This window comes from Oxalobacter paeniformigenes (assembly GCF_027158465.1).
Lineage (GTDB): Bacteria > Pseudomonadota > Gammaproteobacteria > Burkholderiales > Burkholderiaceae_D > Oxalobacter > Oxalobacter paeniformigenes.
In genome coordinates, this window is sequence record NZ_JAMKYL010000001.1 from 111,471 (window position 1) to 124,336 (window position 12,866).

Annotated in this window: 14 protein-coding genes and 1 tRNA gene; 6 read left to right on the forward strand and 9 right to left on the reverse strand. The window is 52.4% G+C overall.

Annotated elements, in window-relative coordinates:
• Positions 1 to 77: 77 nt before the first annotated feature.
• From NAI64_RS00515 to NAI64_RS00530, 4 genes are all read left to right on the forward strand, one after another.
• Complete coding sequence (locus NAI64_RS00515; protein ID WP_269296756.1) at positions 78 to 2,534, forward strand: glycogen/starch/alpha-glucan phosphorylase; 2,457 nt, start codon at positions 78 to 80, stop codon at positions 2,532 to 2,534.
• Positions 2,535 to 2,603: 69 nt separating this feature from the next.
• Positions 2,604 to 2,780, forward strand: a complete 177-nt coding sequence (locus NAI64_RS00520; RefSeq protein WP_269296758.1) for a hypothetical protein — start codon at positions 2,604 to 2,606, stop codon at positions 2,778 to 2,780.
• A 54-nt stretch (positions 2,781 to 2,834) separates the two neighbouring features.
• Positions 2,835 to 3,482, forward strand: a complete 648-nt coding sequence (locus NAI64_RS00525; protein WP_269296760.1) for an SAM-dependent methyltransferase — start codon at positions 2,835 to 2,837, stop codon at positions 3,480 to 3,482.
• Between the two features lie 67 nt (positions 3,483 to 3,549).
• A complete protein-coding gene (locus tag NAI64_RS00530; protein WP_269296762.1) occupies positions 3,550 to 4,038 on the forward strand; it encodes a hypothetical protein in 489 nt (162 codons plus the stop codon).
• Between the two features lie 123 nt (positions 4,039 to 4,161).
• Here the strand turns inward: NAI64_RS00530 and NAI64_RS00535 are convergent, their stop codons facing one another.
• A complete protein-coding gene (locus NAI64_RS00535) occupies positions 4,162 to 4,653 on the reverse strand; it encodes a DUF2059 domain-containing protein (protein WP_269296764.1) in 492 nt (163 codons plus the stop codon).
• A gap of 274 nt (positions 4,654 to 4,927) precedes the next feature.
• Here NAI64_RS00535 and NAI64_RS00540 point away from each other — a divergent pair, with 274 nt between their 5' ends.
• On the forward strand, positions 4,928 to 6,025 hold the full coding sequence (locus NAI64_RS00540; protein ID WP_269296766.1) for a linear amide C-N hydrolase: 1,098 nt from the start codon (positions 4,928 to 4,930) through the stop codon (positions 6,023 to 6,025).
• Between the two features lie 77 nt (positions 6,026 to 6,102).
• A tRNA-Pro gene (locus NAI64_RS00545) sits at positions 6,103 to 6,179 on the forward strand.
• Positions 6,180 to 6,238: 59 nt separating this feature from the next.
• Here NAI64_RS00545 and NAI64_RS00550 read toward each other — a convergent pair.
• From NAI64_RS00550 to NAI64_RS00585, 8 genes are all read right to left on the reverse strand, one after another.
• Positions 6,239 to 7,099, reverse strand: a complete 861-nt coding sequence (locus NAI64_RS00550; protein WP_269296768.1) for an SEL1-like repeat protein — start codon at positions 7,097 to 7,099, stop codon at positions 6,239 to 6,241.
• A gap of 259 nt (positions 7,100 to 7,358) precedes the next feature.
• Entirely contained in the window at positions 7,359 to 7,706 is a 348-nt protein-coding gene (hpf, locus tag NAI64_RS00555) for a ribosome hibernation-promoting factor, HPF/YfiA family (protein ID WP_269296770.1), read from the reverse strand.
• A gap of 54 nt (positions 7,707 to 7,760) precedes the next feature.
• Positions 7,761 to 9,239: an RNA polymerase factor sigma-54 gene (locus NAI64_RS00560; protein ID WP_269296771.1), complete on the reverse strand. Its 1,479-nt coding sequence runs from the start codon at positions 9,237 to 9,239 to the stop codon at positions 7,761 to 7,763.
• A 14-nt stretch (positions 9,240 to 9,253) separates the two neighbouring features.
• Positions 9,254 to 9,997 (reverse strand): LPS export ABC transporter ATP-binding protein, encoded by a 744-nt coding sequence (lptB, locus tag NAI64_RS00565; RefSeq protein ID WP_269296772.1) that lies wholly within the window; start codon positions 9,995 to 9,997, stop codon positions 9,254 to 9,256.
• On the reverse strand, positions 9,994 to 10,548 hold the full coding sequence (gene lptA, locus NAI64_RS00570) for a lipopolysaccharide transport periplasmic protein LptA (protein ID WP_269296773.1): 555 nt from the start codon (positions 10,546 to 10,548) through the stop codon (positions 9,994 to 9,996). Before lptA ends, lptB begins: the two co-directional genes overlap by 4 nt.
• A gap of 15 nt (positions 10,549 to 10,563) precedes the next feature.
• Positions 10,564 to 11,169, reverse strand: a complete 606-nt coding sequence (gene lptC, locus NAI64_RS00575; protein WP_269296775.1) for an LPS export ABC transporter periplasmic protein LptC — start codon at positions 11,167 to 11,169, stop codon at positions 10,564 to 10,566.
• A complete protein-coding gene (locus tag NAI64_RS00580) occupies positions 11,166 to 11,693 on the reverse strand; it encodes a KdsC family phosphatase (protein WP_269296777.1) in 528 nt (175 codons plus the stop codon). Before NAI64_RS00580 ends, lptC begins: the two co-directional genes overlap by 4 nt.
• Positions 11,693 to 12,709: a KpsF/GutQ family sugar-phosphate isomerase gene (locus tag NAI64_RS00585; RefSeq protein ID WP_269296779.1), complete on the reverse strand. Its 1,017-nt coding sequence runs from the start codon at positions 12,707 to 12,709 to the stop codon at positions 11,693 to 11,695. Before NAI64_RS00585 ends, NAI64_RS00580 begins: the two co-directional genes overlap by 1 nt.
• Between the last annotated feature and the right edge of the window lie 157 nt (positions 12,710 to 12,866).

Genomic DNA, 12,866 nt, shown 5'->3' on the forward strand with positions numbered 1-12,866 from the left:
ATTGATTTTTCCTGATTTTCCAAAAATGGTCGGATGCCGCCCAATGAGATTTTTCCCCTTTGCCAAGGAGAACGGAAATGAGTCTGGATCAACCGAAACAGGAGGGCTTCCTCGCCAGTGATGTGGAAGCGCTCAAGCGTTCCATTTCAAACAATCTGCGTTACCGTTCCGGAAAAATTCCGTTGACTGCCACACGCGGTGACTGGCTTCTGGCTGCCGAGCTGGCTGTTCGCAACCGTCTGGTTGAACGCTGGCTGAAATCGAATACGGCCTATTACGAGCAGGGCAGCAAGGTCGTTTATTATCTTTCGATGGAGTTTCTGATCGGGCGCACTTTCCAGAATGCGCTGGAGTCTCTTGATATTACCGACGATATGCGGGAAGCCTTGCGCGATCTGGCCGTCGATATGGAAGAAATCATCAATTATGAACCGGATGCCGCGTTGGGAAACGGTGGTCTGGGGAGACTGGCAGCCTGTTACCTGGATTCGATGGCGACGTTGAATATCGCCAACATCGGGTATGGTATCCGGTATGAATACGGCATGTTCAAGCAGGAAATCGTCGACGGTTATCAGGTCGAAACGCCTGACTACTGGTTGCTGACGCGTGGCAATCCATGGGAATTCCCGCGTCCTGAACTCCAGTACCATGTCCGTTATGGCGGACATATCGACCAGTCAAGTGGCAGGGCACGCTGGGTCGATACGCACAGTGTGCTGGCAATGGCCTATGATACGATCATCCCGGGGTACGGCACCGAATGTGCGACGACATTGCGTCTGTGGTCGGCCAAGGCGACTTCGGAAATCAATCTGTCCGCTTTCAACAAGGGCAATTATGCCGGTGCCGTCGAAGCGAAAAACATGTCGGAAAATGTCACACGGGTGCTGTATCCGGACGATTCCACACCATTGGGGCGCGAGTTGCGTCTGATGCAGGAATATTTTTTCGTGTCGGCAAGTCTTCAGGATCTGATCCGTCGGCATCAGCTCAACAATCCGAGTTTCGATGATCTGGCAGAGAAGATTTCGATCCATCTCAACGATACGCATCCCGTTCTGGCGGTTCCCGAGCTGATCCGTCTGCTGGTCGATATCCAGGGGGTTCCGTGGGCGCAGGCATGGTCGCTGGCACAGCGGATTTTCTCCTATACCAACCACACCCTGATGAGCGAGGCACTGGAAACCTGGCCAGTCGATCTGATGGGACGTGTGTTGCCACGTCATTTGATGATCATATTCGATATCAATAACGAGTTTCTGACGATGGTCGCGCAGAAGTACGGTAGCGACAATGATTTGATGCGCCGGATTTCACTGATCGACGAAACAGGTGAGCGTCGTGTCAGGATGGCTTATCTGGCCGTCGTCGCCAGCCACAAGATCAATGGCGTGTCCGCATTGCATTCCGAGTTGATGAAACAGTCGATTTTTGCGGATTTCGCAAGGATTTTCCCCGAACGCTTCACCAATGTGACCAACGGCATTACGCCACGGCGCTGGCTTTCACAGGCCAACCCGTTGCTTTCCGAATTGATTGACGACCGGATTGGCAGAAACTGGCGTTTGCATTTTGAGGAAATCGCAAAACTCAAACCCTATGCGAGCGATCCGGCTTTTCTGGGCAGTTTCCGTGCGATCAAGCGGCAGAACAAGCAAAAGCTGGGACGCTGGGTGCGCAACAATCTGAACATATCGCTCAATCCCGATTCACTGTTTGATGTCCAGATCAAGCGGATTCATGAATACAAGCGGCAGTTGCTCAATGTATTGCATGTCATTACGCGGTATAACCAGATCAAGGCCAACCCGGAAGTGAACTGGGTGCCACGTTCGGTCATTTTTGCAGGCAAGGCGGCTTCGGCTTACCAGATGGCGAAAGACATCATCAAGCTGATCAACGATGTTGCCGTGAAAGTCAATAACGACAAGGATATCGGCAATCGGCTGAAGGTGGTGTTCATTCCGAATTACGGTGTCAGTCTGGCTGAAATGATTATCCCGGCGGCGGACTTGTCCGAGCAGATTTCCATGGCGGGAACGGAAGCCTCCGGTACCGGTAACATGAAGCTGGCTGCGAATGGTGCACTGACGATCGGGACGCTTGACGGCGCGAATATCGAGATTATGGAGCGTGTCGGTTCCGACAATATTTTCATTTTCGGCAATACGGCGGAACAGGTGGCGGAAATCAAGAACGGCAATTATCAGCCACGTGAATATTACGAACGGATTCCGGAACTGAAACAGGCACTGGACCAGATTCGGGATGGTTTCTTTTCGCCGGATGAACCGGGACGTTTCCGTAGTATTTATGATTCGCTGATCAATTACGGAGACCGTTATCTGGTGCTGGCCGATTACGAAAGTTATGTCGCGACGCAAAAGCAGGTCGATACCCTGTATCGGCAGGTTGTCCGCTGGGATGTGAAAGCCATCGCCAATGTCTCCGGCATCGGCTATTTCTCGTCGGATCGTGCCATCGGGGAATATGCAAAAGATATATGGAAAGTCGATCCGATCGACTTGTGAGTTACCGTTTCCTGTCATGTGGCGATGTGACGTCATGGGGGAGACGGAAATTTTGGCAGAGGAAACGGTATGGAAAAACCGAAAACGCCTTATGAACGGGCCAGTCAGGAATTGAACGAATTTCGGGAAAGGCGGATTGCCGAGCGGCGTTCCAGGCCGCGTGGTACGCCGGATCGACGGCGCAAGACAGAGGAAGCCGGTCAGGAAAGCCCGGGCGATACGTTGGCGAAACGGCTGCTCCACTAGTCATGATGACTGACCAAACGCCGTGTCACGGCGTTTGTTTTTTTGGGGGAGAAGATGGATATGAATGATGTGCCGAAAGATCGCAGCAAACCTGCACAAGTCTGGAATGCGCTGTTTGACGGTCCCGGATATTTGTTCGGTACACAGCCCAATGATTATCTGGTTGAAAAAAAGGCCTGTCTGAAAAAGGGGCAGAAAGTGCTTTTTGTCGCGGATGGCGAAGGTCGTAACAGTGTCTGGTGTGCGGCAGAACTGGGCATACAGGCCGATGCGTTCGATTTGTCGGAGAAAGCGGTTGCCAAGGCAAGGAAACTGGCTGCGGAAAGAGGTGTCGATGTTCGTTATACCGTTTGCGGTATCGACGAATGGGATTGGGTTGAGGGGCAATATGATGCCGTTGTCGTGATTTTTGTCCAGTTTGCGACGCCCAATATGCGGACACGCCTGTTTGCCAACTGTATCAGGACCCTGAAACCGGGTGGGATCCTGATTCTTCAGGGTTATACACCACGACAGCTGGAGATGGGAACAGGCGGTCCTTCACGTGTGGAACATCTTTATACCGAAGAGATGCTGCGCGATTATTTCTCTGCCATGGACATTCTGGAACTGAAAAGCTATGACGCATATATCAGTGAGGGAGAACGCCATAGCGGATTGTCGGCACTGATCGGTATGGTGGCACGTAAAAAGTCCGAATAGGCATTTTTGCGGAAAATAATTGCTATACTAATCGTTTCGATTCTACTGTAAGGCGGGTTGTATTGTTATGGCGATTGTGAAATGCAAGGTTTGTGGCGAAGAAATCGAGGAAACCGTTCTTAAGTGTCCGCGTTGCGATTCGCTGGGTCCGAAAAGAGGTAAAAGAATCCGGCTGATTCTGTTGTGTGTGATGGTGGTGATTATCGCCTTTTTCGGTCTGGGATATTACTTGCAGATGGATGAAGTCGAGAAGCCGTACGAGGAAGTGTTGAAGGAAAAACTCGACGACAAGCTCTCGCAGCGAGGTCTGACCGCAGTGCTTTTGCTGAGAAGCCGTCTGGACAATCCGGAATCCATGAAACTGGAAAATTCAATTTCCAATGAGGATGGGTCGGTATTGTGTTTCGAGTTTACCGAGACGGATGCTTCCGGTGTCACGAAGAAATCGCGTGCGGCGTTTGTCGATGGTGAACTGGACCGGACGCCTGCGGGGTGGAAGCTCTTTTGTGTCGGCAAGTCCATGCGTCCGATTACAGTCAAGGGTAATACGTTCTGATAGCGTGGGGGCTACAACATAAACGCGCCTGAACCGGAAACGGTTCAGGCGCGTTTTTTTCGGATGATACGTGAGAGTGAACGGTGAACTGTTTTCGTGCGGGGTGTTCGTCGTGTTTCACATTTACCGGGACGGTGTCCCCATGGTTTCGATCAGCGCCGCTTGCATACGGTTGATGATTACCGTCATTTTCATGCTCAGGACATCGTTCATTTTGTCCATGATCAACGGTGTTTTGCGGACGAACATTTGCCCGGTCGGCGATTCGTAAAAAGCGATCAGGCTTTGTATTTCTTCCTCGGTGAAGATTTCCCGGTAGATACGGATGTAATCGGGCAATGTTTTTTGCCAGCTGAATTCTTCACGGACGATTGTCTTGTATTGGTTCAGGAACGATTCCAGCATCTGGCGTTTTTCTGCAGTGATGCCTTCGGTTTTCAACAGCGGTCTCAGGGTCGTTTCGATAATCGCATCCGTGTCGGCAAGGGCAGAATCACACAGTTTCCGGGCATCGGTCAGCACCAGCAGTTTTTCGATTGAGGTTTCCTGTGCGGGTTCTGCGTGTACGGGAAGGGAAAAGGCTGCAAACAGCAGGATGAACAAGAGTCGTTTCATGGGGATCGCCTTTCAATGGTCAAAATAGCCGTCGCCATCCCGTACCATTCGTCGATGCGGGAAAAGTCGTTTCGTTTGCGGTACGATGGATGTCGTTTGCGGCGTAGTCATATTGTAGCAGGCAGGAAATGCTCCGTTTGCAGGAATTCATGTCTTTTCTTGACGTCGGTAAAAAACATGAAACGACATTCGTTCAGTATGGATGAAGAGGCGTTTGCCGGTGTGGCGGGAGTGGTGTACGGGAGCGTGGAATAGCGGATATGAAAGGAAAAACATGAAAACAGGAATGAAAAAGCTGGCGCAAGTATGTTGTTGGCTGGCGATGGGGAGTGCCATGACGGTGGCGCCGGAGACTGTTGCCTGTACCAGGATATTGTATGTTGGCGAACAAAATATGGTCGCGACAGGACGCAATATGGACTGGAATGAGGACATGATGTCCAATCTCTGGGTGTTTCCGCGCGGAATACAACGAAACGGGCTGGCGGGACCTTCCTCGATTCAATGGCGTTCGCGCTATGGCAGCGTGGTCGTTTCAGGATACGAGGCCGGCAGTACCGATGGAATGAATGAAAAAGGGTTTGTTGCCAATTTGCTGTTTCTCGCGGAGTCGGATTACGGACAACCGGTATCTGGCGAAAAAATTCTCTCGTTGAGTTTGTGGTTGCAATATTTTCTGGACCAGTATGCCACGGTGGATGAGGCGGTTCGTGCGCAGCGTGCCGAACCGTTGCGTCTGGTGCCCTCACGTGGCGTTGCCGGAGGGGCGCAGCCGAGATTGCATCTGTCGATTTCGGATGCGACGGGTGATTCTGCGATTCTGGAGTATATCGATGGCAAACTGGTCATCCATCATGGCCGAAACGACAAGGTCATGACCAATTCGCCGGTATACAGCCAGCAGCTCGCGATCAACGCCTACTGGGAATCGGTCGGTGGAACGGCGTTCTTGCCGGGGACGATCCGGTCGGCAGACAGATTCGCGCGTGCATCGTTCTTTCTGGACGCCATTCCCAAGAAACCGGCACCGGAATATATGCGCGGCGTTCCGGGACAACGGTACGATTATCAGGCCATTGCAGAGGTCATGAGCGTTGCGCGCGCGGTCAGTGTGCCGCTCGGTATCAGCACGCCCGACAAACCCAATATCGCCTCGACGATATGGCGGACGGTATCCGACCAGAAAAACAGGATTTACTATTTCGATTCAGCGACACGTCCCAATACTTTCTGGGTTGCCTTCGACAAGCTAGATTTCAGCGAGACGGCACCTGTCAAAAAGCTGACCATCCAGAACGGAGAGGTCTATTCCGGTGAAGTATCCGGTTTTTTCCGGGTTTCAAAACCGCTGAAATTCATGGAAGCATCCTGATGATGTCAAAACCGCATACAAAATTGTGCGTCAAACATGCCAAATCAGTGTCAGGACTGCTATAATGAAAGACTGTTCGGGGCGTAGCGCAGCCTGGTAGCGCACTTGCATGGGGTGCAAGGGGTCGGAAGTTCGAATCTTCTCGCCCCGACCAAAGAATACAAAAGGGATACGGCAAAAAACCGTATCCCTTTTTTGTTCACCGTTACGCGGTTATTTCAGGATGTCTTCAATGCCGAGCGCTTTGGCCTGGCTGATTTGCTCGGGTGTCATGGCGCCGGAAAGCGTATTCAGGGCATTTTGCGTATCCAGACCGCGAGCGGCAGCCTGACTGAACAAGGCGTAGGCTGCGATAGGGTTCTGCGGGACGCCTTGTCCGTAGGTGTAAGCCGTTCCGAGTGCCATCAACGCTTCAGGCAATCCCTGTAATGCCGCTTCACGGAACCAGAGTACGGCCTGACGGAGGTTGCGTGAGACGCCGTTGCCGCTGTAATAGGCGAAGCCCAGACTGTACTGGGCGTGTGCGTTACCTTGCCGGGCGGCTTTTCTGTACCATTCAAGAGCGGTCTGACTGTTTTGCAGGACGCCCTTGCCGGCATGATAGGCGGTTCCGAGATTGTATTGTGCTTCAGCATAACCCTGTTCTGCCGCTTTCTTCCACCAGTGTATGGCCAACTGGTTGTCTTGCCGGATGCCTTTGCCGGTATAGTATGCGGTTCCGAGGTTGCTCTGTGCGTTGGCCAGATTCTGTTCTGCCGCCTTTCTCCACCAGTAAACCGCCAGTTCGTCGCTTTGCGGTACACCTTCTCCTTTGGCATAGAGCAGGCCGAGATTGTATTGCGCTCCCGGATTGCCTTTTTCGGCAGCCTGCCGATACCAGTAGGCTGCCTGTACCGGGTTGCGCTTGACGCCGATGCCGTTGGCATAGACGTCTCCCAGATAGAACTGGACTTTTATGTCGCCCTGTCGGGCGCGCTGGAGCAGTGCCTGTACGTTATCGGCGGATGCGCTGGAAATGGACAGCCCGAAAAACATCAGGGCGGCCATAACGGACAGAACGGTTTTGGACAACATGGTATTTCCTGTCAGAAACGGGTTTGTGGCTATCTTACCGAATTTCTGCGTGAAAGGCATGTGTGCCGCCTGTGGGCGTGATGCAGAAAGCGAGGCCGTATGGCGGAAACGGTTTCATACAACGGCCGGTATGGAATCGGTGTGACCGATGGGCATGGCGTCAGGCGAGACAAGAAAGAGGCGTACGGTGCGATGGATGTCGGGCATGAAGTCAATAAAAAAGGCGCTAAAAGCGCCTTTTTGCCAGTCAGATCGCCTTTTATGATGCGGAATCATCCAAAGGCATGTTCTTGACGGATTCGCGGGAATGTTCCTTGGATTTTGTCTTTGCCTTGACCAGCTGGCGGTCAAGCTTGTCCATCAGAATGTCGATGGCGGCATACAGATCCTGCGCAACACTTTCTGCATGCAGGGTTTTGCCGGAAAGGTTCAGTTTGATTTCGGCACGTTGGCTTTTTTCCTTGTCGGAAACGTTGTCAACAGCCAATAAAACTGAAATATCGATGACGCCATCAAAATTCCGTTTCATTCGGTCAAGTTTGCTTTCTACATGGCTGCGGATCGCAGGCGTGATCTCGAGATGATGTCCACTGATCGTAAGGTTCATACATTTCTCCTTGATGATGTCACCCAAATTTTCAAGTGTCTGCGACACTTGTTACTACAATGTTTTGCGCAGGCTGGCTGGCGGAATTTTCAGTATGTCACGGTATTTTGCGATTGTCCGTCGCGCGATGACCAGACCTTCCTTTTCCAGCAACTGAGCGATTTTGTTATCGGAATACGGTTTTTTGCTGTCTTCCTGTGCGATCAGCTGTCTGATTTTTTCGCGAATCGCGGTTGAAGATGCTTCTCCTCCTCCTTCTGTGGCGATGTGACTGCCGAAAAAATATTTCAACTCAAAAATACCAAGCGGTGTCAGCATGAATTTCTGGGTTGTCACACGGGAAATTGTGCTCTCGTGCAGTCCTAGTGTATCAGCTATTTCACGCAAAACAAGAGGGCGCATGGCACTCGGGCCCAAAGAGAAGAAATTCTGCTGTCGCTCGATAATGGCTTCAGATACCTTGAGAATGGTATCGAACCGCTGGTTTATGTTCCGGATCAACCACTTGGCTTCCTGAAAACGGGTGTTCAGGCTGGTTTTGTTCGATGTGGTTTTCAGGATATCGCCATACATCTGGTTGATGCGGATTTTTGGAACGGCATCCATATTGAGTTCGGCATGCCAGACGCCGTCTTTTTTGACGGCGATGATTTCAGGCACGATCATGTCTGCCGCATCATTGGCGAAAGCGGCACCCGGGTGGGGATTGCAACGCTGTATGACAGCCTGTGCCTCGAGCAAATCCTCATCGTCGCACGACAGGGCCTTTTTCAGACGGTTGAAATCACGCTGCGCGAACAGTTTCAGGTGATTTTCCACGATGTTCAGCGCCCGTTTCCTGACGATATACGGGATGTTTTGCATCAGGCGGATCTGGATGGCAAGACATTCGGCACTGTTTCGTGAGCCGACACCGGGGGGATCGAAATTCTGGATGCAGGCAAGTGCATCTTCCAGTTCGGCATAATCGATATTCAGTTCGGGCGGAAGCCATTCCAGCATTTCACCCAATGTTTCCTGAAGATAGCCGTTGGTATCGAGTGCGTCTATCATCAGTTCGACCAGTGCGCGTTGCCGCTGGTCGCGGACAGTCAGACGCATCTGGGACAACAGGTGTTCCTTGAGTGATTCGGGCGGTGCCTCGAGTTGTGGCTGGAAGCGTTCGTCATCGGGATGGCGGTCGGACTGCTTTGCGGAATCCCATATCAGATGTTCGGTTTCGGCGGCGCCTGAAAGGTTGTCGAAGGCATTCGGTTCGTCATGATGTTCGGTCGATTGGGCAGGCGATGATCCGATGCCGGCTGCATCGGGGCCCGGCGGGGCGACTGGCCGGATGATGGAACCGTCGGCCTGAAAACGGGTCGTATTGGCCAGCGGGTCGTCCAGTCTTTCCAGCAGTGGATTGTCCAGCAGCGCGCGTTCGATTTCCTCGTTCAGTTCAAGGCTGGACAATTGCAAGAGCTTGATCGACTGCTGGAGTTGCGGAGTCAGCGCGAAATGCTGCGCAAGACGTGTTTGCAGTTTCTGTTTCATAACCTTGCCGCTTCTTACATACGGAAGTGTTCACCAAGATAAACGCGTCTGACGGATTCGTTTTCGATGATTTCGTCCGGATGGCCGCTTGCCAGTACGGTGCCCTGATTGATGATGTAAGCGTGGTCGCAAATGCCCAGCGTTTCACGGACATTATGGTCGGTAATCAATACGCCGATGCCGCGATCTTTCAGGAAACGGACGATCCTCTGGATTTCGATAACGGCAATCGGGTCGATACCTGCAAACGGTTCGTCAAGCAGGATGAAGCGTGGATCGGTGGCAAGCGCACGTGCGATTTCGACACGGCGACGTTCGCCACCAGAGAGGGAAAGGGCGGAGTTGGTTCGCAATTTTTCGATTTGCAGTTCTGCCAGCAGACTGTCCAGCTTTTGCTCGACTTCATCTTTCGGCAAGGGTTTTCCGTCTTTTTTCTGCAATTCAAGCACAGCGCGTATGTTGTCCTCGACATTGAGTTTGCGGAAAACGGATGCTTCCTGAGGCAGATAGGACAGCCCCATGGATGCACGCTTGTGTATGGGCAATCGTGTGAGATCGACACCGTCCAGTTCGATCACGCCATCATCGGCGGGTACCAGTCCCACGATCATGTAAAACGATGTGGTTTTGCCTGCACCGTTTGGCCCAAGCAGACCGACGACTTCACCGCTCGATACGTCAAGCGAGACATTGGAAACGACAGTCCTTTTGCCATAGGTTTTTTGCAGATGGCGAACGATCAGTTTGCTGTTGCTCATTTCGTGGCCTTCTTTTCACGAGGTTGGATAACGGCCTTGACACGTCCTGCACCTGGTTTCGATACCCCTTCACTGGTGTTGTAAACACTGTAATATTCGGTACGTGCGTTATAGGAGATGTATTCACCCGATACGTCATCGGTGACCTGATTGCCTTGCAGGCGTCTCACTCTGGCCTGTGTGAAAAACTTGATGATTTCATCCTTGTTGTCGTATTCGATTTTCTTGCCGTATCCCTCCATCCATATATTCGGACCGCCGTCCTGTTTTTGCCTGAGGGATGCCAGCCTGTCGGGAGCGGCATAAAGGGTGATGTACTGATAGCCTTCCGGATCTTCGACGATGACGGCCTTGCCGGCCTTGATAAGCAGGGTGCCTTTCGTGACGACGACATTGCCGGTGAATGTCGTGACCTGTTTGACGTCATCGGAATGCATCTGGTCCGCTTCGATGTCGGTCGGTTTGTTCGCGTCCGCTTTTTCAGCCGATGCCAGAAGCGGAAGACCGGCACAGCACAGGACAGCCACAAAATGGTAAATGATCTTTTTCATGTCGTTTTCGGTCGGTTAGTGTTTGGATGTGCCGGGGGGATTGTAAGTGATTCTGGCGCGGTTGAATATTTGCAGTTCGCTGGTGGCATTGTTGGCCTGCATGCCGACGCCGGTCATGACGGAATGCGCGTCGGATATGGTCACTTCACGGTCGCTGGTCATGATCTCGTCATCCGGATAGATCAGGACATATTCTGAAGTCAGGCGCACGGGGCCTTTGCGTGCGGATGGCTCACGATCCATGACGACATTGTCATGCATATGGATTTTGGTATTGAAATCTTCCACATAGGCAGTATCGGAACGGATCGTCTGCAGCTGGTTATGGTCGCTTAACGAGTAGATGACAGGATTGTCGATCAGATAGGAGTCCTCGACCGGAAAATGTGTCAGTTTGGTGCCGATCGCCTCGTATTGTGGCGATCCGTCCGGATTGATACGGTAGTAACGGAAGTTTTCCACGATGTAATCCGGTTCGGTACGCTGTACCAGCGCGTCGGAGTCGGATGCACTCTTTCTGATGACCATGTTGACCCACAGACTGCACAATGCCAGTATCAGGACGACGGTGAAGATGATGGCAAGCCGTACACGCACTACCGATTTCGGACCCTGAATCATTTGAGAAAGCTCTCCACAACAGCGGTATAACAACCTTTGGCGTGCAAAATCATGTCGCAGATTTCGCGGACGGCACCATTGCCGCCTTCATGATGTGTGACGTAATCGACACGCGAGAGTACCTCGGCATGACCGTTCGGAACGCCGAAAGAGACGCCGACACGGGTCAGAACGGGCAGGTCGATGATATCGTCGCCGACGAAAGCGCACAGGTCAGCCGTCAGACCGGTCTTCTCCAGAAGCTGCGCAAAGGCTTTCTGTTTCTGGCCCGCTCCCTGGATGACATGATCGATTTCCAGATCGGCGGCACGGCGGTTGACGATGGGGGAATTGCGCGCACTGATGATGGCGGTTGCGACATCGGCTCTTTTCAGCAGCTTGATGCCGTGTCCGTCCAGTACATTGAAACTTTTGAACAATTCTCCGTTTTCGCCGTAATGCATTTTCCCGTCGGTCAGTACGCCGTCCACATCGAAAATCATCAGCCGGATATGCGACAGTTTTTCAAGCAGGTGGGCATTCATCAGATCACCTTCGCCACAGTCAGGTCGTGAATATGCAATGCACCGATGAGCTTGCCGTTATCGTCGGTGACCAGAAGCTGGTTGATGCGGAATTTTTCCATGATGCTGACCGCTTCGGCAGCCAGTTTGTCCGCTGCGATCGTACGCGGATTTTTCGACATGACGTCACGGATGACGATATCGGAAAAATCCTGACGTTTTTCGATGAGGCGCCGCAAATCGCCGTCTGTGAATACCCCGATGGCATGTCCTTCATGATCGACGACGGAAGTCATGGCGATGCCTTTTTTGGTGATTTCGAACAGTGCATCGCGCAGGAGAGTGTCTGCCGTCACGACAGGGATGTCGTCGCCCTTGCGCATGATGTCCGATACCATGGTCAGCAGCCGACGTCCCAGTGCACCGCCCGGATGCGAGCGGGCAAAATCGTCTTCGCGGAATCCGCGAGCATCGAGCAACGCGACGGCGATGGCATCGCCCAGTGCCAGTGTGGTGGTTGTGCTGGCCGTCGGTGCCAGATTCAGCGGGCAGGCTTCCTTTTCGACGTGGACATTCAGGTGTACATCGGCCAGTTTCGCAAGGCCGGATGCCGGGTTTCCTGTCATGGCGATGAGCCGGGTACCCATTCGCTTGATGATCGGTGCGATCGCCATCAGTTCGCCGGCCTCTCCGGAATAGGAAATCGCAATGAATACATCGTCATGGGTGATCATGCCCAGATCACCATGTGCAGCTTCTGCGGGATGGACGAACATGGCAGGAGTCCCGGTCGAAGCCAGTGTTGCCGCGATTTTGCGGCCAATATGGCCGGATTTGCCGATGCCGGAGACGACCACGCGTCCCTTGCAGTTAAGGAGCAGCGAGACGGACTGGACGAAATGCCCGGCATCTTCCTGGAGAAAACGTTTTCTGAGGGTTTCCAGTGCGTGTGCCTCGATCTGAAGTGTATCGTCTGCGAGTTTGAGCAGGCGATCCGTATCGATGGACGGTTTGTTTTGGGTGACTTCTTTGTTCATGATGAAAGTATAAACGAATTATCCGGGCATGAATCCTGCTTGTACGGCAAAATGATATGCCGGAAATTCAGGCATGTCTGTCGTATGGGGTATTTTACCGATGTTTGCCGGTGGCGCGGATGTAACACTTCGTCACAAATGGGGAACATCGGGCAAA

Excerpts from the sequence above, each read along its gene's own strand:
- NAI64_RS00560 (WP_269296771.1), bottom strand. The coding sequence starts at position 9,239 with ATGAAACAGAAACTGCAAACACGTCTTGCGCAGCATTTCGCGCTGACT.
- NAI64_RS00525 (WP_269296760.1), top strand. The coding sequence starts at position 2,835 with ATGGATATGAATGATGTGCCGAAAGATCGCAGCAAACCTGCACAAGTC.
- lptA (WP_269296773.1), bottom strand. The coding sequence starts at position 10,548 with ATGAAAAAGATCATTTACCATTTTGTGGCTGTCCTGTGCTGTGCCGGT.
- NAI64_RS00540 (WP_269296766.1), top strand. The coding sequence starts at position 4,928 with ATGAAAACAGGAATGAAAAAGCTGGCGCAAGTATGTTGTTGGCTGGCG.
- NAI64_RS00585 (WP_269296779.1), bottom strand. The coding sequence starts at position 12,709 with ATGAACAAAGAAGTCACCCAAAACAAACCGTCCATCGATACGGATCGC.
- NAI64_RS00580 (WP_269296777.1), bottom strand. The coding sequence starts at position 11,693 with ATGAATGCCCACCTGCTTGAAAAACTGTCGCATATCCGGCTGATGATT.
- hpf (WP_269296770.1), bottom strand. The coding sequence starts at position 7,706 with ATGAACCTTACGATCAGTGGACATCATCTCGAGATCACGCCTGCGATC.
- lptB (WP_269296772.1), bottom strand. The coding sequence starts at position 9,997 with ATGAGCAACAGCAAACTGATCGTTCGCCATCTGCAAAAAACCTATGGC.
- NAI64_RS00535 (WP_269296764.1), bottom strand. The coding sequence starts at position 4,653 with ATGAAACGACTCTTGTTCATCCTGCTGTTTGCAGCCTTTTCCCTTCCC.
- NAI64_RS00515 (WP_269296756.1), top strand. The coding sequence starts at position 78 with ATGAGTCTGGATCAACCGAAACAGGAGGGCTTCCTCGCCAGTGATGTG.
- NAI64_RS00520 (WP_269296758.1), top strand. The coding sequence starts at position 2,604 with ATGGAAAAACCGAAAACGCCTTATGAACGGGCCAGTCAGGAATTGAAC.
- NAI64_RS00530 (WP_269296762.1), top strand. The coding sequence starts at position 3,550 with ATGGCGATTGTGAAATGCAAGGTTTGTGGCGAAGAAATCGAGGAAACC.
- NAI64_RS00550 (WP_269296768.1), bottom strand. The coding sequence starts at position 7,099 with ATGTTGTCCAAAACCGTTCTGTCCGTTATGGCCGCCCTGATGTTTTTC.
- lptC (WP_269296775.1), bottom strand. The coding sequence starts at position 11,169 with ATGATTCAGGGTCCGAAATCGGTAGTGCGTGTACGGCTTGCCATCATC.